Raw genomic sequence first — 22070 nt, forward strand, 5'->3', positions numbered from 1 at the left:
CACACCAGCCCTTCGGACAAGCCACGACCCGGACTCACCACCATCCAGAATAGCCCCGACCTGCCGACTGCGCCTTGACACGAGAGGGGAGCCATGTGCGGATGGTTGAGATGCCATCTGGCTGAGGCCATATAGGCGGACAGGATGTAGTTCAGGTGGCCCACCGAGCCGATCCAGAGATGCGATTCTGTCGTCCACGGGACATAAGGTCAGGTCTGTCACCAGAGGTGCGCGCGTCCTGCGGCATCGTGGGACGGTCTGCACCGCAGTGGATCTCACTGCCCAGATTGCCCGCCCAGCGGCATGAGCGCGCGTTCTCGGCACGCCCGTCAAACGTCGAATCTAGGATTCGACAGGTGAACACCGTGCTCGAATCCGCGCCTTACACGACCGATTGCATCGGATGCGGGTCGCTGATCGAAGCCACGGTCGTCGAAGTGCTCACGGCCGGTACACATCACTGGGATATCGAAGGCGACTGCCCAGAATGCGGTTCCCGCTGGAACGAATGCGGCTACCCGACACCACACCCTGGGATGCGCACGGCGATCTTGGCTGCGAACGGCCCGACCGGTCTCCAGCTTGCTGCGGGTAGCGCCACACCAGTGGCGGTGATGCAGGCTCTTCGAAACGTCAGAGCGCTGTCGCTCACAGACGCCCGCGCGATGGCCAAGGAACTCTGTACCAGCGGGCTCGAGGGAACCCGGGTCGAAATGGAGGTTCTGGCGATTGCGCTGCGCGCAGCGGGTGCGGTCGTCAGTATCCGGTCCTTCGACACGCTTTGAGCACGCGCTCAGCGGCAGAAGCGTGCGTTTGCTCGGAATTCAGCGTGGATGATCAGATGTCGCCCTCCGCGATCAGGCCACCGTTCACTGCCCGTAGCCAGAGCGTGTAGCGCCATTCGTTGGCGTCGGGCCTTGGTTTGGTGGTGATCGCGGGGGTGGGACTGGTCTCGATGAGGTGCACTAAGGACCAGGCCAGGCCATAACAGTCGTCTGGCCCAAAGCACTCCGTTAGTGTGGCAGCTTCCTCGTCGGTCACAGGCGGAAGGATCGCCTCCAGTTGAGCTTGGCGGTATGAGATCAGCTCCTCGCTGGTATCCCAATCGGGCAATGGCCCCATGGCAACGAACGAAGCTACTTCGGTTCTCACGCAAACAGTTTGCTGGACTCGGCGCCAATTTGCTCGATGTACACAGTCCTCGGCATGTGCGGGCGTTGAGTTGTCATGTGCCCGAGGCCATGTAGGCGGCGAGGATGTAGTTGGCATGCCGATCGAGATTGTTTCGAGCCCGGTCGTAAACGCATGGTGGTGCGCGGGTCGGCATGCCGAGCGGCGATCTGCACATCACGTAGATCGACTCCGACGTCGAGCATCGTCGTGACGAAGGTGTGTCGCAGCATGTGCGGGTGCATGTGTGGAAGCCGGACCACCGACGCCTTGGCCAGGACGCGGAGCCGCCGTGTGGCGCAGTGTCGGTCCATTCGCCGGCCGCGAGAGTTGAGCAGGATCGGTCCGGGGTCGCGGTCAGCGATCGCACGGTCGATCCCGCGGCCGACCGCAGGCGGTAGCGGAATCAACACGATCTTGGAGCCCTTGCCCACCACGCGTAGGACCCGATGGCCGTGTTCTTCGCCGACATCGGCGATGTCGGTGCTGCAGGCTTCGAAGATCCGTAACCCGAGCATTACCACCAAGGCGAAGTCGAATCGGTTGGCCGAGTCCCGTGCCGCGGACAGCAGCGCTTCGAACTGCAGGTGCGAAAGACCGAGCGTGGGTGACTCGTTCGAGACTCGTGGTCGGCGCACGTACTCAGCCGGTGAGTGTGCCAGGACGCCGTCGATGACGCACGTGCGGTAGAAGCCGGTCACTACTGCCATGCGGGCGCGCGACGGTGGCGGGTTTGAATCGGCGGACTTCGCGCATCCATCCGGCATAGCGTTCGATCTCGGCTCGGCTCATGGCCAGCGGGATGGCGTGGTGGTCGATGCACCAAGCGAAGTACAGGCGCAGGTCCGAGCTGCAGTGGATGCGGGAGGTTCCGGAGAACCGGGCCAGGTAGGCGGCTGAGGCCAGCCGCAACACGAGATCGTCACCGGCGAAGGCGACGTCGATGTCTGCTGAAGTACTCATGCATAACGATGCCCCTGACAGAACTCCGACAGTCACTCGGTGTCCGGCACGACCGCCAGCCCGCGCGGGTCGCGGCAATACAGTGCGTCCGCGTCATCCCAGTCTCGGTAGTGCAGTTCTGGCTCGGGCCAGAGGCGGTACAGCACCTTCAAACACCCGGCCGGTTTCCGCCACACGAGTGCTTGAGCGGAGCCGAACAAACGTGACGCAACCCCGACCGCCCCGCCGAACACTCGTCCGATACGCGGCATGAGCGGACATCCAGGTCAGCGACGGCACCACGACACACCGGCGCGGGCGAACTTGCGTTGCAACCGGCGAAGCGTACGAACAGTCTCCTCGTCCCCGAGCCGTGTGGTGATCGACCACTCCACGCCCGCTCCGAAAACGTCGCTGGCGAAGACGAACTCGGTCGCCAACAACGCGCGCCGCCAATCTCGTGCACTCAGCACCTCTCCCGCCTCCAACGCCGAACGCAACCGCCGCTCCTGTTCGAGCAGGTCGGCCACGCTTTCGAAGTCCATCGCGATCGCCAGCGCCTCACTACAGGTAGCCGGGCCGGACCACTCACCTAAACCCCACCACAGCAGCTGCCGCTCATCAGCCGACAGTTCAATCACCACCAGGTCATCCGGATCCACCTGCCAAGGGTGGACCACCCGCACCGGAACGGGCAAGAAACCCGCACGATATTCGGCAGTAGCGGATGTATTGAGCCGCAGTCGGTCTCGCCCAGCGGCAGACCCACGCTGACCGTTTCGGTCAGCGCGCGACACGGCAGGAGGGGACGTAGTCCGGTGTGGGCCTACCGAAGCGTCGTCCCTCTCGACACGTTATGTGACACCGATGGCTTGGCCGACGAGGTGATCGGCGGTCCGGCCGGGGCTCCGGAGTCCGGCACCCCTGCGTAGTCGGGCAACTCGATGCCGTTGATCGCGCGCTCGATCAGCTCGGGGAGCCACTCGACGTCGAGTTCCGTGCTCGGCTGGGCGTCCGGCCCGGGGACGTCGCGGCTGCGCGCGTTCATCCGGCCGATCTCCTGGTTGGCCTCGACGAACGAGCGCATCCGTGCCTCGTAGCCGGTGAACCCGGCCTCCGGGTCCCACCCTGCGGCGGCCAGCTCTCCGGCCAGCAGGTAGGCGCCGACCAGGGCCAGCCCGGTGCCCTGCCCAGACATCGATAACGAGCTGAACGCCGCGTCGCCGAGCAGCGCCACCCGTCCGCTCGACCAGCGGTCCATCACCACCTGGGCGACCTGGTCAAGGTAGAAGTCCGGGGTGTCGTCCAGGTGCGCGAGGATGCGCGGGGTCAACCAGCCCATGCCGGCCATCCGGTCGCGCAGCAGGCGCTTCTGGGCCGCGACGTCGCGGTGGTCGATGTCGAGGTCGGCCGATGGGAAGGAGAACATGGCCATCGCCCGGGTGGTGTCCTGGATGGGCCGCAGGCCGGCGGAGCGCCCGGACTCCTGGTAGTCGATCAGCCAGCGGTCCAGCCCGAACTCGTTGGGCACACTGTAGAAGGCCAGCACGTGCCCGAGATGGCGGACGAACCGCTCGCGCGGCCCGAAGACCATCGCGCGCAGCGCCGAGTGCAGCCCGTCCGCCCCGACGACCAGGTCGAAGCGCCGCCGGTCGCCGCCGGTGAAGGCTACGTCGACCCCGTCCGCGTCCTGGGTGAGCTCGGCGATCCGGTCGCCGAAGACGTACTCGACACTGTCCCGGGTTTCGTCGTGGAGCACCCGGGACAGGTCCCCGCGCAGGATTTCGATCTCCGAGATGAACCCGTCGCCGCCGTCGTCATCCGCGCGATAGGTCTCCAGCACGTTCCCGTCCACGTCCACGGTGTACGCGCCAGCGGTCTCGGTGCGGGCCGCGCGCACTGCCGCGTCCAGCCCCATTCGCAGGATGACCTCCTTGGCCACCCCGCGCGCGTCCACCGCCTGCCCACCGGGACGCAGCTCGGGGGCCCGCTCCACCACGGTCACCTCGGCCCCCCGCCGGCGCAGCTAGTGGGCCAGCGCGGGCCCCGCGATGCTCGCCCCCGCCACCAATACCCTGATACCGCTCACTGCGCCTCCTGCTCACCCGTCCGGATCGCTGTGGGATCGTTTGCTCCTGCTCGGTCGTCGACGCTCATCATTGCCTCCATGTGTTTCTTCCCACGCTGGAACGGCCCCAGCACAGGCCCACCGCGGTCGGTGTACCCAGCGGTATCGACGACGGATCCACACAAAATTCATCGGTGCCGCCGAGAGTCCACGCTCCTGCGGACACCCTGAATTCGGCAAGGTAGTGCACGGTTGAGATGTCATGTGCCGGAGGCCATGTAGGCGGCCAAAATGTAGTTCGGGTGCCGGTCGAGATTCGTTCGCGCCCGGTCGTAGCGCATGGTCGTGCGCGGGTCGGCATGAGGGCGGCGATCTGTACGTCTCGTAGGCCGACTCCCGCGTCGAGCATGGTGGTCACGAACGTGTGCCGCAGCATATGCGGATGCATCTGCGGTAACCGCATCCCGATGTTCTGTGCCAGCTTCCGCAGGCGACGGGTTGCGCAATGGCGGTCCATTCGTCGGCTGCGAGTGTTCAGCAGAATTGGGCTGCTCGCGGTTACCGCCCGATTGGTCGAGTGCCCGGCCCACTGCTGGCGGTAGCGGCACCAGAACGACCTTGGTGCCCTTGCCGACAACTCGCAGGACTCTATGCCTGTGTTCTTCGCCGAGATCGTCGATGTCGGATCCGCAGGCTTCGAAGATCCACATTCCCAGCAATGCGAGCGTCGCCACCAACGCGAATCGCTGGCATGGGCCGAATCCTGCGCCACCGTAAGCAGCGCCTCGAACTGCAGATGCGAAAGCCCCAGCGTCGGAGACGCGCTTCCGGTGTAGCGGGCGAGGTAGGCCGCGCCGGCCAGCCGCAGCACGAGATCGTCACCGACGAAGGCGACGTCGATATCGGTCGAGGTACCCATGCTCCACGATGACCGCGATCGGCGAGCTATTCACCACCTTGATCGCGGCAGTAGCGGATGTTTCGAACTACATCAGCTCTGCGGTGCCGGCACACATTCCGCGGGAGAATCAAGCCGAAAGAAGCGGCTACGACGCGTACTTCCGTCTCGACGGATGATGTTGTCCTGGTGCACGCCGAGGTCAGTCGCACCTAGCTTGCGGATCGCGGCCGCCGATCGGAAGTTTCGCTCGTCGGTGCGAAACCTGATCCACGCTGCCCCTTGCGCGAACATCTCACCAATCAGCAACGCCTTCGCTCGCGTGTTGATCCCGGTGCCCCAGACTGCTGGCGTGAACTGGGTTCCCCCGATTTCGACACCCTCCGGGGCAGACGGGTCCCAGATCAGCGATGTCCTGCCGACCACGACCCCTGCTCGGCGGACAGTGAATGTCAGCCTCTTTCCGGCCGCGATGCTGGTCACGATGTCCACATCGAGCATGCTGAAATCCTCTGGCACCGTGCGGGGGATGTGCTCCCATACGCGTTCATCGCGCAGCGCCAGGAACAGGTCCTCAGCGTCGGTGGAGCTGTACTGCTGTAACGACACCTCGCCATCGTCCAGGCGGTCGCGGGAAAGAAATAGCGGCCAGATCACACACCGATCCTTGCAGCCTCCAGCCATAGCCGCAGGTGAGCTTTTAGAAAGCGCGGCGCACAATGTTTCATCTGAGGGCCGAACAGAGTGCGTCGGCACAATGGGTTCCCGGCCGGTGTCGGCCTGGCCGGTCCGATCAGCGCTGTATGCGGCATTGCTGGATGTCTCGAGCCGCGGCGCGTTCCGCACTGTTCAGTCGCGCGCCCAGCGGCAATCGCAGGATGTCCTGGCGCCCAGAGTGTTTCACTCGTCTTTGGTAAGTCGTGGTTCCGCGTCGGGTGAAAGCCGTTCGCTGTCGGGAGGGTAGATCGGCTCCGGGCGAGTTCCGAACAAACACGCCTTGTCACATCGGGACTCCGAGCATGGGAGAATTCACCGGCAAGCTCGGCCAGTGAGATGTCGACCGTAATGGTCAGCTTTGCCCGCCCCTGAAGGGGGAGATATTCGATGGGAACCTCGGGTCTCGAGCCCTACTGTTGGGCCACATGATCAACGTATCCGTTCGCCTCGCCGTGGCAGCCGACGAACCGTTTCTCTGGGCAATGTTGTTCGAGGCGTCGCATGCCGCCGAGACGGGGATGACGTCGCCGGACGAGTTGCGAGTCATGCCGGAACTGACCCGGTATGTCGAGAAGTGGGGTCTGCCAACTGATCTCGGAGTCATCGGTGAACTCGACGGTGAGCCACTGGGCGCCGCTTGGGTGCGACTGCTCACCGGCGACGACGCCGGGTATGGTTACCTCGACCACGAGACGCCGGAACTGGCCATCGGCGTTGCCCCCCAGGCCCGCGGCAGCGGAGTGGGCACCGCCATGCTGGCCCGGCTGCTCACCGAGACCGAAACACAGTGGGCGGCAATCAGCCTCAGCGTACGCGACACCAACCCGGCCAAGCGGCTGTACGAGCGGCTCGGATTCGTCGACGTATCCGGACGCCGGATCGTCAACCGGGTCGGGACCACCAGTTCGACGATGGTGCGTCGGCTACGCTGACCGTTTTGGTCAGCGCGCCATACGGCATGAGCGGATGTTCGTCGTCGGACATCGCCCTGAACGGAGTTCTGCCCGCAGCCATTGACGCCTATTGTCCGAGCGCCTTCGCGGTAGAAATCCCATGGAGCGCTAACTCGATCGCCAACGATCGCCATGTGGTCTACCTTCAGCGGCATGATCTACCCAGGCGGGGATTCGGCGTTGCGGGTGGCGCAGCTGGCGAACGTAGCGTACGAAGACTGGATGCAGGATTGGCCTATCGAGGTAGCCGATCCGGCACGGCTCGATGAATTCGTTGATCTGTTGCTCGCGAACAAGGCGGACTGGGAGCTGAGCTTCTGGTTGCTGGATCTGGTTCTCGAGTCAGCGGAGGACGATCTGGTTCTCGCGTCGGCGGAGGACGATCTGGTTGAACGAACCGAGCCGCTGGTCGACGCTCTGGTTGCGGTGTGGAAGGCCACGGAAGCGCCAGGAATTGCGCAGAAGCTCGAATACTGGGCGTGCCTGGACGCACCCGATCCCGACGGGATGTACCTCGTGAGCCCGCTGTTACGGGAAGCGCGTCGGCGGATCGGCCATAGCACTCGATGAGGCGACGGGGGCCTTGTCGCATGCGCGGGTGTAGGTCGGCGGCGGACCGGCGGGCGGATTCAGACAACGCTCGCAGCGCTGATTACAGGATGCCGCCGACAAGCGGCGGCATCTCACACGGCCGCGGAGTCGAAATCGGTTCGCGCAGTGACGCGGCACCCCCTCCTGCGGTCCACTCAACCGGTTGTGCCGGCCAGTTATTCTGTGCCAGAGGGGTATTCGATTCGCATTGGGATGAAGTCGCCTCGCGAGCCGGTGCTCCGTCGATCATGCGGTCACTCGGAAGGACAGTTCGATGACACCGAATCCCGCGCAGGACCCGCCAGCGGTACTCCGCACCTCCGCCCGGTTGCTGCTGATCGATGAGACCGATCGGCTACTGCTGTTCTCCAGCACCGACGACTCCGATGGCCACACCTTCTGGTGTCCGATCGGAGGTGGTCGCGAAGCGGGCGAAACACTGGAACAGACGGCGGCCCGCGAGGCACGCGAGGAGACCGGGCTGACCGAACTGCCGCTCGGACCGGAGGTCTGGCGTCGCCGCGCGTTCGGCACATGGGGTGGGACCACCTACGACTGCCGAGAACACTTCTTCCTGGTCCGCGTCGACAAATTCGATATCGATACCACCGGCTTCACCGAGGACGAACGAATCTCCATCACCGGCCACCGCTGGTGGACACTCGACGAGCTGAACGCGACCAGCGATCGGCTGGTCCCCGCCGACCTGGGCTCGCTCCTTGCCGACCTGCTGATCTCCGGGCCACCGGACGAGCCGATCACCCTCACGATGTGACGGGTCGCCCGGCGGCCGAATTTCGATGCCGATGGTCGACATGCGATCTAAATGATCGAGGGCAGGTACCGGAGTGCCGGTACCTGCCCTCGATGTTCAGCGGACCCGCGGCCTCCCGCAGGCTCGCACTGTGCGCCTACGCGGTGGTCTGGCGCTTAGGCAGCGTCCAGCCCGGTCGCGGGTAGTGGCAGGTGTAGCCGTCCGGGTAGCGCTCCAGATAGTCCTGGTGCTCGGGCTCGGCCTCCCAGAACTCGCTCGCCGGGGTCACCTCGGTGACCACCTTGCCGGGCCACAGACCCGAGGCGTCGACATCGGCGATGGTATCCACGGCGACGCGCTTCTGATCGTCGTCGAGATAGAAGATCGCTGAACGATAGCTGCTGCCGATATCGTTGCCCTGGCGATCCTTCGTCGTCGGGTCGTGGATCTGAAAGAGGAATTCCAGCAGCGCCCGGTAGTCGGTACGCGCCGGGTCGTAGATGATCTCGATGGCCTCCGCATGGCCCGGATGATTGCGATAGGTGGGGTTGTCGTTACTGCCGCCGGTGTAGCCGACCCGCGTCGACAGCACCCCCGGCTGCTTACGGATCAAATCCTGCATGCCCCAGAAACAACCGCCGGCCAGAATCGCCTTCCGCGTGTCGGTCACGCGTCCTCCTTCGTGAAGAGAGCCCTGTACTGCCCATAACCTTCCGCCTCGAGGTTATCGAGGTGGATGAACCGCAGCGCCGCCGAATTGATGCAATACCGCAGGCCGCCCGCCGCGCGAGGCCCGTCGGGGAACACATGCCCGAGATGGCTGTCACCGTGCGCCGAACGCGCCTCGGTGCGGACCATCAGATGACTGAAGTCCCGCTTCTCGACCACATTTCCGGCATCGATCGGTTTGGTGAAACTCGGCCATCCCGTGCCACTGTCGAACTTGTCGACCGAGGCGAACAACGGCTCGCCGGACACCACATCCACATAGATACCCGGCTCGTGGTTGTCCCAGTACTCGCCGGTGAACGGCCGCTCGGTCCCGCTCTCCTGGGTGACGTGGTACTGCTCGGGCGACAGGGCGGCGATCGCCGCGGGATTCCGGTTGTATTCCTGTGCCACCTGACCTCCTCATATCGGCCCCACGTACAACCCGCGCTCCGGCGCGGAAAATCCCCGCCCCGCCGGGACGTCATACTTCGGTCACATATCGTTCCGGCAGGCCGATGCCAGGGCGGCTCGACCCCGGAATCCGGGACGTCGGAACGCTCGCCGTGCCAGCCTTGTACGCGGACTGATTCCGACCCGCCGCCCGATGCGGATCGGATGGCAGACTTCCGGTATGACGACACCTGACTGGGCGGACGTGGACGGCTACATCGTGGACAGCTTGGTGCGGGATCCCGAGACTACGGCGACATTGGCGGCGAATGCGGAGGCGGGGTTGCCCGCCATCGATGTCTCCGCCGCGCAGGGCAAATTCCTGCATCTGCTCGCGCGGTCGACGGGGGCGCGGCGGGTGCTGGAGATCGGCACGCTCGGTGGGTTCAGCACCACGTGGCTGGCGCGGGCGGTCGGGGAGCAGGGGCTGGTCATCACGCTGGAGTACGACCCGCGGCATGCGAAGGTGGCGCGGGAGAATCTGGATCGGGCCGGCGTGGGCGACCGTGTCGAGATCCGGGTCGGTGCGGCGCTGGACAGTTTGCCGGTGCTGGCCGACGAGCAGCCCGCGCCGTTCGATCTGGTGTTCATCGATGCGGACAAGGTGAACAATGCGAACTACGTGCGGTGGGCGCTGCGACTGACTCGGCCGGGTGCGGTGATCATCGTCGACAATGTGGTACGTGCCGGCGCTGTGGTCGACGCCGACTCCGAGGACGCCGCGGTGCGCGCGAGCCGCGAGCTGGTCGAATTGCTGGCGGCCGAGCCTCGATTGGATGCGACGGTAGTGCAGACGGTGGGCTCGAAGGGCTGGGACGGATTCGCCTACGCGGTGGTCGGGGAGTAGTCGCCGCCATCGGAGGTGAGGCGCCACGCGGAGCGGCCCGCGATATCCAGGACGAGGGCGGCAATATTCCAGGCGTCGTCCTCGCCACGGTGGTGCCTGCCCTCGAGCGGCAGCCCGGCGATGCCGAGCGCTCCGGCCATACCTTGGCGGCGGTTGAGGCCGTAGGCCTCGGAGAACACCAGCTTGGCGTTGGTATGCCTGCGGCCGAACGGATACGGGGTGCCGGTGGCCGCGCATTGCCTCTCGAACTGTTGGCGGTCGTAGTCGCCCCAGCTCGCCCAGGGGCGTTCCCCGGCACGGTGCTCGGTCGCCAGCAATCGGCAGGCGTCGGCGAAGGGGATCCCGGTGTCGACCTCGGCCTGGGTGAGTCCGGTCAATTCGGTGCAGAATTCGCTCACCGTGGAGCGTGCGGGGCGAACCAGGATGCGGTGCTTGGCAATTCGTTCGCCCGCGGCGAGGTCGACGACGGTCATGCCGATCTCGATGATCTCGCTCACCGCACCGGCGGGCTGTTTACCCGACCAACAGGTCGCTTCGACGTCTACCACGTTGAGTAGTCCGGAATTACCGCTCGTGCCCGCGCCTGGCCGTTGCTCGGCTCCGCGAAGCGCGATGGGCACGGATTCGCTGGGTTCGCTCATGTGGTCGAGAGTAGGGGTGCGGAATCCGAGGCTCAATCGGTTTTCGGCCACCCTGGACCGCCGATCGGCTTCACCGCCGTCGTCGATGTCATCGTCCGCGCGACCCGGTTCGTCGGCCGAGTCGCGTGCGCGGCGGGATGACGGTGGCCCGCGGTGAGAGACCGGGCCACCGACACGCGTTCGCGTCGAATGGTTTTCGTCGGTTCAGGGGATGAGGACGACCTTCCCCATCGTCGCGCGGGTTTCGATCGCCCGGTGCGCGCCCGCGGCGTCCGCGAGCGGGAACCGCTGCACCGCCGGGCGCAGCCGTCCCGCTGCGGCTTCGGCCAGCGCCCGATCCTCCAGCACCCGGATATCACCGCCGACCGGTTGCAGCATCGCCGGACCGAGCAGCGCCGGGGAGCTGATCCCGCGCTCGGCGAGCTCCGCCTCGGTGACGGGTGCGTCGTCCGGCCCCGAACCGGCGAATCCGTAGACCAGTCGTCGCCCACCCCGCTCGACCAGATCGAGCGCAGCCCTGGCTGTTTCACCACCGACCGCGTCGAAGAAGACGGTGAGGCCGCGGTCGCCGAGCAGCCCGCGCACGCGGCTCGGCCAGTCGGGGAGTAGATAGTCGACCGCGAGGTCCACGCCGTTGGCCTCGATCCGCTCGACCTTCGCCGGGCCACCGCCGAGCCCGATGACGGTGGCGCCCACATTCTTCGCGTATTGCACGAGTAGGGTCCCGATCCCACCCGCGGCCGCGGTCACTGCGACCACACTCTCCGGTCCCAGATCGGCGAATTGCAGTATGCCCATGGCGGTTCGGCCGGTGCCGATCATCGCGACCGCGGCGGCGGGGTCGAGGGTGGCCGGAATCTCGTGCAGCCGAACGACATCAGCGACCGCCAGGGCGGCATATCCGCCGGGCACGGTGCCCAGGTGGGTCACCACCTGCTTGCCGATCCAGGACGGATCGACACCGTCACCGATCTCATCGACGATGCCCGCGACCTCGCGACCGGGAATGGTCGGCAGTTCCGGCAGCGGATAGGGACCTGGCAGGCCCTGCCGCAAGGCGGTGTCGATGACGTGAACTCCGGCCGCCGCGACGGCGATCCGGACCTGGCCCGGGCCGGGTGCCGGATCGGGGACGGTCTCGTAGCGGAGGTTCTCGGCCGGGCCGAAGGCGTGCAGGCGGATCGTATTCATGGCGACGACTCTGCAACCTCAACCTAGCTTGTGGTCAAGCGGGCGAGTCCGAGACGAACAGCGGCGCCCGATTCCGCACCCGTGCCTCGAATCCGTCGCAGAGCGTGGCCAATCCGGCGTAGAGCAGTTCCTCCGAGGTCAGCTCGCTGACCCCGGCGCCCTCCAGTTCGGCCAGCGCGGGCGGCGGCGTCCACATCGGCCGCCCGTTCAGCAGTGCGCGCAGGCCGTTGTTGGCATCGGGCTCGATACCCTTGCGCGCCATCAGCGCCGAACTGATCTGCGGCAGTGTCGCGCCGGAGATGTAGTTCCACACGGAGAACGACATCTGCATCGCCTCGCGCGGCGTCACGTCGAGTTCGCGGAACCCCTCGACCAGCCAGGCCAGGCAGGCCAATCCGGCGGGGCCGAAGCTGTAACGCGGTGTCGCGAAGGCGAGCAGGACCCACGGATGCTGTTGGTAGAGCGCCCAATCGATTTCGGCGGCGATGCGCACCCGGTCCCGCCAGGTCCATGGTCTGCCGGTGGGGTCGGGGTACGGATTGCGCCGCGACACCTCGTCGGTCATCGCCGCGAGCAATTCGTCCTTGTTGGCCACATGCCGATACAGCGACATCGCGCCGACGTCCATGCGGTCGGCAATGCGCCGCATGGACAGCGCATCGATGCCGTCCGAGTCCGCCAGTGTGATCGCGGTCTCGACAATGGCCGCTCGGGTGAGCTTCGGCTCGGTCATCCCATGACTCGCTTCCGGTTTCCGGCTTGCATGCGTACACTGTACCCGGACTCATGCGTACGGCGTACGCGCCATTGGAGAGGGAATCATTGATGACACAGGTGGAGGCAGTGCGGTCTGCGGCGCCCGCGGGTGCCGGTTCGCGCCGCGCCTGGCTCGGTCTCGCGGTGCTGCTGCTGCCGGTGCTGCTGGTGTCGATGGATATCTCGGTGCTCTTTCTCGCCATGCCGACGCTGACCACCGATCTCGACCCGTCCGCCGCGCAGCAGCTGTGGATCCTCGATATCTACGGCTTCATGATCGCGGGCCTGCTCATCACCATGGGTAACCTCGGCGACCGGATCGGGCGGCGCAATATCCTGCTGGCCGGCGCCACCGTCTTCGGCATCGCCTCGGTCATCGCCGCCTTCGCCCCGAGTGCCGGTGTGCTGATCGCGGCGCGCGCGCTCATGGGCATCGGCGGCGCGACGCTGCTGCCGTCCAGCCTCGCGCTGATCTCGAGTCTGTTCCCGAATGTGCGTGAACGGGCCGCCGCGATCGGAGTCTGGACCGCCTTCTTCGCGGGCGGCTCCGCGATCGGCCCGATCATCGGTGGGCTGCTGCTGCACCAGTACTGGTGGGGCGCGGTCTTTCTCATCAACATCCCGGTGTTGCTGATCCTGCTCGCATTCGGCCCGTTCCTGCTGCCCGAACATCGGTCGATGGTGCTGGGGCCACTCGACCTGCCCAGTGTCGCGCTCTCCATCGGCGGCATCCTGCCGGTGGTGTACGCGATCAAACACGCCGCGGCCGAGGGCATCGACGCCGAGGGGATTGTCATCCTGCTGGTCGGCGCCGCCATCCTCGCCCTGTTCGTGCGAAGGCAGCGCCATCTCGACGAACCGCTGCTCGATCTGAAGCTATTCCGGCGGGCCAAGTTCTCCGTCGCCATCGGCTCCAGCCTGGTCGGCATGATGTCGCTGGCCGCGATGAGCTATCTCACCAGCGTCTACCTGCAATCGGTCACCGGGCGCGACCCGCTCCAGGCGGCCTTGCTCGGCATCCCGATGGCCGTGGCGGTGTTCATCTGCTCGATGTGCGGCGCGCGGGTCGGCCACCGAATAGGCATTCGCGCCACCTTCGTCCTCGCACTACTCGCCTCCGCACTCGGCAATCTCATGCTGCTCGGTGTCGGTGTGGACGGCGGCCTCGCCTGGTATCTCACCGGCTCCACCATCGCGGGCATCGGGTACGGTCTCGCCTTCACCCTGGTGTCGGAGGTGGCGGTCTCCTCGGTGCCGCCGGAACGTGCGGGCTCCGCCGTCGGAATCTCCGAAACCAGTTTCGAACTCGGCAACGCCCTCGGCCTGGCACTCCTGGGATCGCTTGCGGCGCTGGTCTTCCGCTCCGGCGGGGAGTACTCGCAGACCCTCGGCGAGACGATCCAGGACTCGGGAGATGACGCCGCCTTGATCGACTCCGCCCGTGAATCCTTCGTCAGTGGAATGCATGTCGCGACGACGGCGGGTGCGGTGCTGCTGGGGGTTATGGCGGTCATCGCGCTGCTCGCCACCGGGAAGCGTGAACGTCCGGTCGGTGCGCACTCGCACTGAGACAGGTGGACCAGGTCGGGGAACCCGAGTCCGGCGGTTCGGGTTGTCGGGCCCGGTCGGCGCAGGTCAGCGGCCGAGGGCGGCATTTATTGTGTCGGCGGCCCAGCGGTTCATCGGGGTGATGACATTGCGGTAGCTCCATCGCAGCGGGCGTGTGACGAGTGTGCGCCACGCGACGGTGAATGCGGCGAAGATCGGACGCAGGACGGTTCGGTAGACGAACGCGCAGGGCATCACGACGAGCACCGCGACGACGAGGGTGGCGACTTTCCAGCCGAAGCGCAGGATGGTGCGCAGGGCACGCCACAGCGGGTGCAGGCCCCAGCGCCACAGCGCGTACAACGGGCGGACGATAAACCATTCGCCGAGGACGAGGGCGACCAGGGCGACGGCCTTGGCGACCGGATACAACACCCGTCGCCACAACCACCCCGCGACCGGCCGCAGCACCCGCCGCCACAGCCATTCCTCGATCGCGCGCCGCACCGGGCGCAGGACGTAGTCGAGGATCACCGCGAGGACCGGGGTGAGTACGAGTCCCCACAGCACATGCTGGAGCAGCCAGCCCCACAGGATATTCGCGACGAAGTGCCAGGCGGGCCGGATCACCCAGTGCCACAACAGCGTGCAGACCGGTTCCAGCAGATGTTCGAGGAAGAACACCAGCGCCGCCACGATCCCGCGGCCCATCAATGTCACGCCTTCCCAGAGCAGCCGGATCGGGATCAACACCAGAACGGCGATGACGCGACCGATCCACCGACCGATCCAGGCGAGGCCCCAGGATTCCCGCTGTGCCGACATCCGCCCATCCTCGCCGTGGACCACGTCGCGCGCCCAGCGCCGTTCTACCTGGGCGGCTGCGTAGAAATACCTGGCCGGAGCGCATGAGGGGGGCGCGAAACCGATCCCGAACCCATACATTTGATCGTGTGAACGAGACCCGGCCCACATCCAACGGGCGACCGCTCGCCGAACGGGTCGCGAGCAGGCTGCTGTATCCGACCTCCCGGCCGCGCGAGAAATCCTTGCGCGAGGCGGTCGCCGGGCGGATCGTGCTGGTAACCGGTGCTTCGCACGGCATAGGCAAGGCCAGCGCGAAGAAGTTGGCGGCGGCGGGCGCGCGGGTGCTGCTGGTGGCGCGTTCGCGCGACGCCTTGGCGCAGGTGGCCGCCGAGATCGCCGAGCAGGGCGGCGCCGCGCACGTCTATCCGACCGATATGACCGATATGGACGCGGTCGAACGACTCGGCCGCACCGTGCTCGCCGAACACGGCCGGATCGACGTGCTGATCAATAATGCGGGCAAATCGATTCGCCGTTCCATCGACCAGTCCTACGACCGGTTCCACGACTTCACCCGCACCATCGACGTGAACTACTTGGGCCCGGTGCGACTGCTGCTGGTGGTACTGCCGCATATGCGGGAACGCAGGCAGGGGCACATCGTGAACATGTCCACCTGGGGCGTGCTCATGCCGCCCGCCCCGCGGTGGTCGGCTTACGGGGCCTCGAAAGCCGCCTTCGATGTGTGGCTGCGCAGCGTCGCCTCCGAAATCTCCGCCGATGGTGTCACCACCACATCGATCTATATGCCGCTCGTGCACACCCGGATGAGCGCGCCCACCGACTTCAGCAGGGTGCCCGGACTCACCGTGGACGAGGCGTCCGACCTGGTCTGTCACGCGGTCACCGCCAAACCGCGCGAGATCGCCCCGTGGTGGTCGGCCCCGGTCCAGGCGTGGACCGATCTCACCCGCAACCAGGCGCAGCGGTTCATGGAGCGCGCCTTCCGCCGCTGATATCGAGGTGAGGGCATCCGGCCTGGACGCGGTGTCGGTGTCGTGGCCGACCGGCAAGGCGTGGCGACTGCCGGGGCATAGGATCGGCGGATGCGGGAGAGCGGTGCGACGAGTCTGGCGATGCTGTTCGCGCTGGCCGATTCACGTCTGCCGATCGGCGGGCATGTGCATTCCGGCGGTGTCGAGGAGGCGATCTCCTCGGGGCTCGTGCGCGATGTCGCGACGGTCGAACTGTATCTGCGCAGGCGTGTCCGAACCTCGGGTCTGGTGGCGGCATCGCTCGCCGCGGCGGTCTGCGCGGGAACGCTCGACGCGCCGCGGGCCGAACTGGAGGCCGACGCCAGGACACCGGCACCGGCGGCCCGGGTCGCATCCCGCGCCCAGGGGCGCGGCCTGCTGCGTTTATCCAAACACCTATGGCCGCAGCATGATTGGACCCCGCTCGGTGTGAAGCCACACCTCTCGACGGTCTTCGGCGTGGTCGGCGCGGCCTGTGGGATAGCGCCGCCCGACATCGCCGCCGTCGTCGTCTACACCACGCTGACCGGGGCCGCCACCGCCACGCAACGCCTGCTCGCGCTCGACCCCGCCGCCGTCGCGGCGTGCACGGTCCGCCTCGCCGAGCTGTGCGACCGCACCGCGGCCGAGGCCGTCACTGGACTCGCCGCCCTGTCCGATCCGTTGCAGGATGTACTCGCCGAGCGACATCTGCACCGCGATATGCCGTTGTTCGCCAGCTGACCCGATCTGTCCGCGAGAGAAGGAGACCGCCACCATGCCCCCGCACCTGATCGACGGTGAACCGCACGATCATTCGCACGATCGACCGAAACGAGAGCGCACACCGGGGGAGGCGCTGCGGATCGGTATCGGCGGACCGGTCGGGTCCGGTAAGACCGCGCTGGTGGCAGCGCTGTGCAGGCAGCTGCGCGAGGAGTTGTCGCTGGCGGTGCTGACCAATGACATCTACACCACCGAGGACGCCGACTTTCTGCGCAGGCATGCGGTGCTGCCGGACGAGCGGATCACCGCGGTGCAGACCGGCGGCTGCCCGCATACCGCCATCCGCGACGACATCACCGCGAACCTCGACGCCATCGACGATCTGATCGCGGCCAACCCTCCGCTGGACCTGATCCTGGTGGAATCCGGCGGCGACAACCTCACCGCCACCTTCTCCTCGGGCCTGATCGATGTGCAGATCTTCGTGGTCGACGTGGCGGGCGGCGACAAGGTGCCGCGCAAGGGCGGACCGGGTGTGACCTTCTCGGATCTGCTGGTGATCAACAAGACCGATCTCGCCCCGCTGGTGGGCGCGGACCTCGGGGTCATGGAACGCGATGCCGCGAAGGTGCGCGAGGGCAGGCCGACCGCGCTGATCTCACTCACCGCCGACCCCGCGGCCACCCCGGTGCTGGCCTGGGTGCGCGAACAGCTGCGCATCGCCGACGATCCGGCCGAATCCGCCGTTGCGCACTGAGTTACGGATTGTCGCGCGTATCGCCGCGCTGCCGGAAATCCACGCGAGCGGCGGACTGTCGGCCCGCCGCACCGCGCCGGACACCGTGCACCTGATCGGTACCGCGGCAACACCGCTCGGCGGCGACGAACTCGATATCGCCATCGTGGTCGGCCCGGGCGCGCGCCTGATCGTGCGCTCCGTCGCCGCCACCATCGCCCTGCCCGGCGCCGTGACTCCGGTCTCGTTGGCGCACTGGCACTTCGAGGTCGCCACGGGCGGTGACCTCGACTTCGACCCCGAACCCACCATCATCGCGGGCGGCGCCGAACACCGTGCCGTCACCACCGTGCGGCTCGCGCCGGACGCCCGAATCCGCCTGCGCGAACGCGTCCAGATCGGCCGCACCGGCGAGGATCACGGCGGCTGGCGCGGCGACCTCATCGCCGACATCGGTCCCACACCGCTGCTGCGACACCGACTCGAACTCGGCCACGACAGCGCGACCGATGACGCGATCGCCGCACCGCGCGCCCTCGACAGCGAACTGATCTATCCCGATGACCGCACGGCCGAAACCGACGGTTTGGCGGCGACTCGATTGCCCCTTGCCGCGGGCGGAACCTTATTCACTCGAACGGGTCGCATGCTGAGCGCGGCGAATTCGCTTCGAGGGGGAAATGTGAAAAGCGCGGGATTTCTCGGCAGCTGAGCATGTCGCGCCAGCGGTCCTTCCGGAGAATTTCGCCCGCGGGTGATATGTGCAGGCCAGAGTGCATTGATGGTTGAAGTATTGTGCTGAATTCCGGCAACCAGATGCTGTGCCGACGATATGGGATGCGGCCGTTGCTGGCACCTGATCAGAGGTGGCGGGAAATCCGGTGTGGCGACGGCCCGGATCTCGTCGGTCTTTCGATATGCGATTTCGTATCGGGTTCCGATACATCGCGACCGGCGGTCGAGTCAGTGCCGCGCCCGTCGTCCGAGGCCGGGTCCGGGGGAGATGCGCGAGGGGGTAGCGGGGCGGCGGTGGCTGCCTCGGCCCTGTCGACCGCGGATCGTGTTGCGGGCGTGCGATGCTCGGCTGATCCGGCACGGGTGATGGCCGAGTTGGGCGGCGTTCATCCGGCGGTCGGCCGGACGCCTCGGATTTGCCATATACCGGTGCGGTCGATCGGCACGGGCTGTACCCGGGGCGCGGCCGAGGTTGCTGAACAGTCCTGATCGGGCTCGACACGTCATGTCGGAGACGGAAATCGCCGCGGATCAGCTCATATTTTCGAATACCGATTGGTACTTATTACTGGTGAGTTCACAATCGCTCACGCGCATCGGATACCGGCAGGTTTGAATACCGCGAGGTATTCTTATGGCGTTTGCTGGGGAAATACTTCGGGTGGTCAGAATTCTCTGCCGAGTTCTTTACAGCCCGCTCGCGATGTGTGTAGCGTCCAATTCCGGAAACGTACACATGACAGGCCGGGGCGCGTGATCGGTATAGACGGATGCTTGCAACGCATCATGGACATTCCCGGCGCGCGCAGCGTGACCCTGGTGGACGGGGCGAGCGGTCTCGCGATCGCCGCGGCCGGAGAGCACGAACTCGTGGATGAGCACGAAGATGCCGCTGCCACAACGGATGTGGTGCGCGCCGTGCTCGGTTGCCCGGCGCTGGCGAGCGGTCGTGACGACGATGTCACCGAGCTCATAGTCTGCGGTACCCGTGGATTTCACCTGCTGAATCCGGTGCCGGGAGACTTCGACGGCCGCCTTTTCGTACACGTGTTGTTCGACGGTGACACCGGGAATCTGGCGATGGCGCGATTCCAACTCCAGGGAATTCTCGTCGAATTGGCTGAGGACGGGCATGGGCGTTGAACTGGCAGTTGAACTGCGGCGACTGGAAAAGGAGGGACGGACCGGAATGCTGCGCGCGGGCGACGGCGCATTCCATCTCGCCGAAGGCGCGATCGTCTCCGCCGACTGTCGCCGGACGACCGGGCTGGATCGGCTCGTCATAGAGGCGGGCGTGGCCAGCGCCGAGGATTGGCAGCGAGCGGGTGCCGGGGATCCGGGCTCCGTGCTGAGGCGGCCGCGGCTGGAAGCACTGGCATTGCTGTCGGTCTTCGACGCCGCGTATTTCATGCTCGCCTCATCCGCGGTACCCGAATTCCGGCCCGCGCCACCGCATTGGCTCGCACCGGTTTGTCACATCCCCCCGCGCGCACTGGTTCACGAGTGCAGGCGGCGCGGCGATCCGGAGTCCGGGCCGTGGCCCGCCGAGTTGGTCGACCGGACCCCGGTCATACCCGCCCGGCGCGTCCGACGGCAGCGCGTCACACTCACCGGCGGTCAGGTCGAGGTGCTGGCCGCCGCCGACGCCCGGCGCAGTGTCGCGCGGATCGCACGCGACCTCGGCCGCACCACCTACGGCTGTCTGGTGGCGGTGCGGGATCTGACCGCGGCGGGGCTCATCGAACCGCCCGCCGCGACTCCCGTTCCGGTGATGACAGCACAGCCGGCCATGACCGGGCCGGTGGCCATCGTCCCCTCTGTCACCCAGACCGCGTCGCTACCCAGGCGCCGGGTGCGGCAGGCGGCAGCGCTTCCCGTCCCGGACCGTTGGGAGCCTGTCGACCGCGACGTGCTCGTCCGCCTGCGGGCGGCTTTGGAGGAGCTTGCGTGACCGCGCGGAGGAAACTGCTCGGCGATCTGATGGGAAGGTTGACCAAGGTGGCGATGTCCGGACCCGAACCGAATGCGGTGGTGCTGGCGGAGCTGAAGGCGCTGCGCGGGCGTGTCCCGCAGTTGACCGGTGCGCTGGTGGCCTCCAGCGATGGGTTGCTCATCGCACACGATCTGCCATCGAATGTCGAACCCAATGGGATGGCCGCGCTGGCCGCCTCGCACCTGGCGCTGTCGTATCGGCTGGCCACCACCGCGCACGGCGGCGGATTCCACGAGGTTGTGGTGCGCGGCACCGAAGGCCACGTCGTGGTGTACGCGGCCGGTTGGACGTCGCTGACCGTGCTGGCCGGTCCCGAAGTGAATGTGGGCCGACTCCATCTGGAGTCGCGCCCGGTGGCCCGCGCCATCGCCGAACATCTGACGTCGATGTCGAACGACCACGGAAAAGATCAGGCAACACCCACCGAATGAAAGGAACCGGCATGTCCAACATGGATTTGTCATTGAAGAACATGATGGTGATCGACGGCGCGATCGGCGCTGCCGTCGTCGACTACAACAGCGGTATGGCGCTGGGGACGCTCGGCACCTCCAAAACCCTGGACCTGCAGGTCGCCGCCGCGGGCAATACCGAAGTGGTGCGCGCCAAGATGCGCACCATCGAACAGCTCGGGCTGAACGAGGACATCGAGGACGTCCTGATCACGCTGTCGAGCCAGTACCACATCATCCGGCCGATGACCGGCCGCAAGTCCAGGGGTCTGTTCCTCTACCTCGCGCTGGACAAGGGCCGGGCGAATCTGGCGATGGCGCGGCACCGGCTGAAGGGTATCGAGGAGGAACTGGAGGTGTGATCGGCTCGTTCCCAACCCTTGGATCGAGAAACAGTGGAGGGATCCGTGCCGCTACGGCCGTCCGGAAGCTTCCGGATGCGTAGCGGATGCGAAACGGGTGGGATCCGGCGGTGCTGCCGGATCCCACCCGTTCTGTATTCGGACGATCAGTCGCCGACGACCCGGGAGGGTGCGTTGAAGGCGTTGACCGCGCCGACGGCCGCACCCGCTGCCGCCCCGACCGCGGCAGCGGGGATCGCGATCACGGCCGCGCCGACGGCGGCACCGAGCGCGGGGCCGGCGACGAGGCCGACCGGAAGTAACGGCAGCCCGGCCACGAGGCCGCATACGCCACCGACGGCGGCCGAGGTCAGCGCCAACGGAGCGGAAGCGCCGACACCGGCGACGGCGCCCATGGCCCCGGTGCCGATCGTCTGACCGGCGATCCGGTCCGAGCGGCTGCGCTCCATGCCGATGGAATCCAGGAACGTCGCCAAATTGGCCTCGGCTATGGCCGCGGTGTCGTTGATCTGGATTGCCTGCTCCGGATCGATCCAGTCCGGCGCGGGCACGGTGACATCACCGAAGCGAAGCTGGCCTGGCGGCGGAGCGATCGGCGGCACCGGCACCACCTGCACCGGCGGGCGCAGAACACCGACCGGCGCGAGGTAGTGCTCGTCCGGCATCGGCCGCGACCACTGCAGCGAGCTGTGCGTGTCGTCTGGGATTTCGAGCCCCTCGTATGGCGTCGCGTTGGGCGCGTCGGCCGCGGGCCACTGCGCCTTCCGGTCCGGTTGCGTGACCGTATTGGACTGCGCGGGCTCGGCATTGGCGGTGCCGGTACCTACCAGCGCCAAAACCAGGGGAACCGCACCCGCCGCGACCACCGAGCCCACTTTCTGTCGCTGCGGGTTGAGAGCTCTGTGTTTGCCTGTGCCCATGCGTCGCCTTTCATCCGGAGGAATTCATGCTCGACGTCCCACATTCGGATTCGGGCGGCACCCGGATTGGTCCGTCTCCGCGCGACACA

The 22070-nt window shown here is 66.6% G+C and carries 28 protein-coding genes; 14 read left to right on the forward strand and 14 right to left on the reverse strand.

Annotated features, from left to right (window positions below; genetic code table 11):
- Positions 1–356: 356 nt before the first annotated feature.
- A complete protein-coding gene (locus AB0H61_RS25145) occupies positions 357–785 on the forward strand; it encodes a hypothetical protein (RefSeq protein ID WP_357308767.1) in 429 nt (142 codons plus the stop codon).
- A 52-nt stretch (positions 786–837) separates the two neighbouring features.
- On the opposite strand, the gene AB0H61_RS25150 is transcribed toward AB0H61_RS25145, so the two are convergent.
- The 7 genes from AB0H61_RS25150 to AB0H61_RS25180 form a co-directional block, all read right to left on the reverse strand.
- A complete protein-coding gene (locus AB0H61_RS25150; protein ID WP_357308770.1) occupies positions 838–1152 on the reverse strand; it encodes a hypothetical protein in 315 nt (104 codons plus the stop codon).
- A complete protein-coding gene (locus tag AB0H61_RS25155) occupies positions 1149–1880 on the reverse strand; it encodes a tyrosine-type recombinase/integrase (protein ID WP_357308773.1) in 732 nt (243 codons plus the stop codon). The genes AB0H61_RS25150 and AB0H61_RS25155 overlap by 4 nt, the downstream gene beginning before the upstream one ends.
- Positions 1813–2133: a hypothetical protein gene (locus AB0H61_RS25160; protein WP_357308776.1), complete on the reverse strand. Its 321-nt coding sequence runs from the start codon at positions 2131–2133 to the stop codon at positions 1813–1815. Before AB0H61_RS25160 ends, AB0H61_RS25155 begins: the two co-directional genes overlap by 68 nt.
- Positions 2134–2399: 266 nt before the next feature.
- A complete protein-coding gene (locus AB0H61_RS25165) occupies positions 2400–2774 on the reverse strand; it encodes a hypothetical protein (RefSeq protein ID WP_357308779.1) in 375 nt (124 codons plus the stop codon).
- A 164-nt stretch (positions 2775–2938) separates the two neighbouring features.
- Positions 2939–4138: an FAD-dependent monooxygenase gene (locus AB0H61_RS25170; RefSeq protein WP_357309256.1), complete on the reverse strand. Its 1200-nt coding sequence runs from the start codon at positions 4136–4138 to the stop codon at positions 2939–2941.
- 130 nt (positions 4139–4268) lie between these two features.
- Entirely contained in the window at positions 4269–5099 is an 831-nt protein-coding gene (locus tag AB0H61_RS25175) for a tyrosine-type recombinase/integrase (protein WP_357308782.1), read from the reverse strand.
- Between the two features lie 72 nt (positions 5100–5171).
- Entirely contained in the window at positions 5172–5735 is a 564-nt protein-coding gene (locus tag AB0H61_RS25180; protein WP_357308785.1) for a GNAT family N-acetyltransferase, read from the reverse strand.
- 485 nt (positions 5736–6220) lie between these two features.
- Between AB0H61_RS25180 and AB0H61_RS25185 the strand changes: the two genes are divergently transcribed.
- From AB0H61_RS25185 to AB0H61_RS25195, 3 genes are all read left to right on the forward strand, one after another.
- A complete protein-coding gene (locus tag AB0H61_RS25185) occupies positions 6221–6727 on the forward strand; it encodes a GNAT family N-acetyltransferase (protein ID WP_357308788.1) in 507 nt (168 codons plus the stop codon).
- Positions 6728–6901: 174 nt separating this feature from the next.
- On the forward strand, positions 6902–7318 hold the full coding sequence (locus tag AB0H61_RS25190) for a hypothetical protein (RefSeq protein WP_357308791.1): 417 nt from the start codon (positions 6902–6904) through the stop codon (positions 7316–7318).
- Between the two features lie 295 nt (positions 7319–7613).
- Complete coding sequence (locus tag AB0H61_RS25195) at positions 7614–8114, forward strand: NUDIX domain-containing protein (protein WP_357308794.1); 501 nt, start codon at positions 7614–7616, stop codon at positions 8112–8114.
- A gap of 136 nt (positions 8115–8250) precedes the next feature.
- Here AB0H61_RS25195 and msrA read toward each other — a convergent pair whose 3' ends face one another.
- On the reverse strand, positions 8251–8763 hold the full coding sequence (gene msrA / locus AB0H61_RS25200; protein WP_357308797.1) for a peptide-methionine (S)-S-oxide reductase MsrA: 513 nt from the start codon (positions 8761–8763) through the stop codon (positions 8251–8253).
- A complete protein-coding gene (gene msrB / locus AB0H61_RS25205) occupies positions 8760–9215 on the reverse strand; it encodes a peptide-methionine (R)-S-oxide reductase MsrB (protein WP_357308800.1) in 456 nt (151 codons plus the stop codon). The genes msrA and msrB overlap by 4 nt, the downstream gene beginning before the upstream one ends.
- A gap of 220 nt (positions 9216–9435) precedes the next feature.
- Here msrB and AB0H61_RS25210 point away from each other — a divergent pair, with 220 nt between their 5' ends.
- Positions 9436–10101 carry an O-methyltransferase gene (locus AB0H61_RS25210; RefSeq protein ID WP_357308803.1) on the forward strand — a complete coding sequence of 222 codons (666 nt, stop codon included), beginning with the start codon at positions 9436–9438 and terminating at the stop codon, positions 10099–10101.
- Here AB0H61_RS25210 and AB0H61_RS25215 read toward each other — a convergent pair.
- The 3 genes from AB0H61_RS25215 to AB0H61_RS25225 all read right to left on the reverse strand — a co-directional run bounded on the left by AB0H61_RS25215 (position 10080) and on the right by AB0H61_RS25225 (position 12666).
- Entirely contained in the window at positions 10080–10742 is a 663-nt protein-coding gene (locus AB0H61_RS25215) for a 3'-5' exonuclease (protein ID WP_357308806.1), read from the reverse strand. The genes AB0H61_RS25210 and AB0H61_RS25215 overlap by 22 nt on opposite strands.
- A gap of 204 nt (positions 10743–10946) precedes the next feature.
- Complete coding sequence (locus tag AB0H61_RS25220) at positions 10947–11933, reverse strand: zinc-binding dehydrogenase (RefSeq protein ID WP_357308809.1); 987 nt, start codon at positions 11931–11933, stop codon at positions 10947–10949.
- A 34-nt stretch (positions 11934–11967) separates the two neighbouring features.
- Entirely contained in the window at positions 11968–12666 is a 699-nt protein-coding gene (locus AB0H61_RS25225) for a TetR/AcrR family transcriptional regulator (protein ID WP_357308812.1), read from the reverse strand.
- Positions 12667–12758: 92 nt separating this feature from the next.
- Here AB0H61_RS25225 and AB0H61_RS25230 point away from each other — a divergent pair, with 92 nt between their 5' ends.
- Complete coding sequence (locus AB0H61_RS25230) at positions 12759–14258, forward strand: MFS transporter (RefSeq protein ID WP_357308815.1); 1500 nt, start codon at positions 12759–12761, stop codon at positions 14256–14258.
- Positions 14259–14324: 66 nt separating this feature from the next.
- Here the strand turns inward: AB0H61_RS25230 and AB0H61_RS25235 are convergent, their stop codons facing one another.
- Positions 14325–15062, reverse strand: coding sequence for a hypothetical protein (locus AB0H61_RS25235; RefSeq protein ID WP_357308818.1), 738 nt, complete (start codon positions 15060–15062; stop codon positions 14325–14327).
- A gap of 128 nt (positions 15063–15190) precedes the next feature.
- Between AB0H61_RS25235 and AB0H61_RS25240 the strand changes: the two genes are divergently transcribed.
- From AB0H61_RS25240 to AB0H61_RS25275, 8 genes are all read left to right on the forward strand, one after another.
- The gene (locus tag AB0H61_RS25240; RefSeq protein ID WP_357308821.1) at positions 15191–16060 is read left to right on the forward strand and encodes an SDR family NAD(P)-dependent oxidoreductase; all 870 of its coding nucleotides are present in this window, start codon (positions 15191–15193) and stop codon (positions 16058–16060) included.
- A gap of 90 nt (positions 16061–16150) precedes the next feature.
- Positions 16151–16801, forward strand: coding sequence for an urease accessory UreF family protein (locus AB0H61_RS25245; RefSeq protein WP_357308824.1), 651 nt, complete (start codon positions 16151–16153; stop codon positions 16799–16801).
- A gap of 34 nt (positions 16802–16835) precedes the next feature.
- Positions 16836–17540 (forward strand): urease accessory protein UreG, encoded by a 705-nt coding sequence (ureG, locus tag AB0H61_RS25250; RefSeq protein WP_357308827.1) that lies wholly within the window; start codon positions 16836–16838, stop codon positions 17538–17540.
- Positions 17530–18231: an urease accessory protein UreD gene (locus tag AB0H61_RS25255; RefSeq protein WP_357308830.1), complete on the forward strand. Its 702-nt coding sequence runs from the start codon at positions 17530–17532 to the stop codon at positions 18229–18231. The genes ureG and AB0H61_RS25255 overlap by 11 nt, the downstream gene beginning before the upstream one ends.
- 797 nt (positions 18232–19028) lie before the next feature.
- Positions 19029–19397: a hypothetical protein gene (locus tag AB0H61_RS25260; protein ID WP_357308833.1), complete on the forward strand. Its 369-nt coding sequence runs from the start codon at positions 19029–19031 to the stop codon at positions 19395–19397.
- Complete coding sequence (locus AB0H61_RS25265) at positions 19387–20205, forward strand: hypothetical protein (protein ID WP_357308836.1); 819 nt, start codon at positions 19387–19389, stop codon at positions 20203–20205. Before AB0H61_RS25260 ends, AB0H61_RS25265 begins: the two co-directional genes overlap by 11 nt.
- A complete protein-coding gene (locus AB0H61_RS25270; protein ID WP_357308841.1) occupies positions 20202–20678 on the forward strand; it encodes a roadblock/LC7 domain-containing protein in 477 nt (158 codons plus the stop codon). Before AB0H61_RS25265 ends, AB0H61_RS25270 begins: the two co-directional genes overlap by 4 nt.
- Positions 20679–20689: 11 nt before the next feature.
- Positions 20690–21061: a hypothetical protein gene (locus tag AB0H61_RS25275; protein ID WP_357308844.1), complete on the forward strand. Its 372-nt coding sequence runs from the start codon at positions 20690–20692 to the stop codon at positions 21059–21061.
- Between the two features lie 146 nt (positions 21062–21207).
- On the opposite strand, the gene AB0H61_RS25280 is transcribed toward AB0H61_RS25275, so the two are convergent.
- A complete protein-coding gene (locus AB0H61_RS25280; protein WP_357308847.1) occupies positions 21208–21981 on the reverse strand; it encodes a hypothetical protein in 774 nt (257 codons plus the stop codon).
- Positions 21982–22070 lie beyond the last annotated feature (89 nt).

This window comes from Nocardia sp. NPDC050710, from assembly GCF_040654375.1.
Classification (GTDB): domain Bacteria; phylum Actinomycetota; class Actinomycetes; order Mycobacteriales; family Mycobacteriaceae; genus Nocardia.

Excerpts from the sequence above, each read along its gene's own strand:
- AB0H61_RS25230 (WP_357308815.1), top strand. The coding sequence starts at position 12,759 with ATGACACAGGTGGAGGCAGTGCGGTCTGCGGCGCCCGCGGGTGCCGGT.
- AB0H61_RS25265 (WP_357308836.1), top strand. The coding sequence starts at position 19,387 with ATGGGCGTTGAACTGGCAGTTGAACTGCGGCGACTGGAAAAGGAGGGA.
- AB0H61_RS25245 (WP_357308824.1), top strand. The coding sequence starts at position 16,151 with ATGCGGGAGAGCGGTGCGACGAGTCTGGCGATGCTGTTCGCGCTGGCC.
- AB0H61_RS25220 (WP_357308809.1), bottom strand. The coding sequence starts at position 11,933 with ATGAATACGATCCGCCTGCACGCCTTCGGCCCGGCCGAGAACCTCCGC.
- AB0H61_RS25225 (WP_357308812.1), bottom strand. The coding sequence starts at position 12,666 with ATGACCGAGCCGAAGCTCACCCGAGCGGCCATTGTCGAGACCGCGATC.
- AB0H61_RS25275 (WP_357308844.1), top strand. The coding sequence starts at position 20,690 with ATGTCCAACATGGATTTGTCATTGAAGAACATGATGGTGATCGACGGC.
- AB0H61_RS25185 (WP_357308788.1), top strand. The coding sequence starts at position 6,221 with ATGATCAACGTATCCGTTCGCCTCGCCGTGGCAGCCGACGAACCGTTT.
- AB0H61_RS25160 (WP_357308776.1), bottom strand. The coding sequence starts at position 2,133 with ATGAGTACTTCAGCAGACATCGACGTCGCCTTCGCCGGTGACGATCTC.
- AB0H61_RS25195 (WP_357308794.1), top strand. The coding sequence starts at position 7,614 with ATGACACCGAATCCCGCGCAGGACCCGCCAGCGGTACTCCGCACCTCC.
- AB0H61_RS25190 (WP_357308791.1), top strand. The coding sequence starts at position 6,902 with ATGATCTACCCAGGCGGGGATTCGGCGTTGCGGGTGGCGCAGCTGGCG.
- AB0H61_RS25215 (WP_357308806.1), bottom strand. The coding sequence starts at position 10,742 with ATGAGCGAACCCAGCGAATCCGTGCCCATCGCGCTTCGCGGAGCCGAG.
- AB0H61_RS25235 (WP_357308818.1), bottom strand. The coding sequence starts at position 15,062 with ATGTCGGCACAGCGGGAATCCTGGGGCCTCGCCTGGATCGGTCGGTGG.
- AB0H61_RS25280 (WP_357308847.1), bottom strand. The coding sequence starts at position 21,981 with ATGGGCACAGGCAAACACAGAGCTCTCAACCCGCAGCGACAGAAAGTG.
- AB0H61_RS25210 (WP_357308803.1), top strand. The coding sequence starts at position 9,436 with ATGACGACACCTGACTGGGCGGACGTGGACGGCTACATCGTGGACAGC.
- ureG (WP_357308827.1), top strand. The coding sequence starts at position 16,836 with ATGCCCCCGCACCTGATCGACGGTGAACCGCACGATCATTCGCACGAT.
- AB0H61_RS25155 (WP_357308773.1), bottom strand. The coding sequence starts at position 1,880 with ATGGCAGTAGTGACCGGCTTCTACCGCACGTGCGTCATCGACGGCGTC.
- AB0H61_RS25175 (WP_357308782.1), bottom strand. The coding sequence starts at position 5,099 with ATGGGTACCTCGACCGATATCGACGTCGCCTTCGTCGGTGACGATCTC.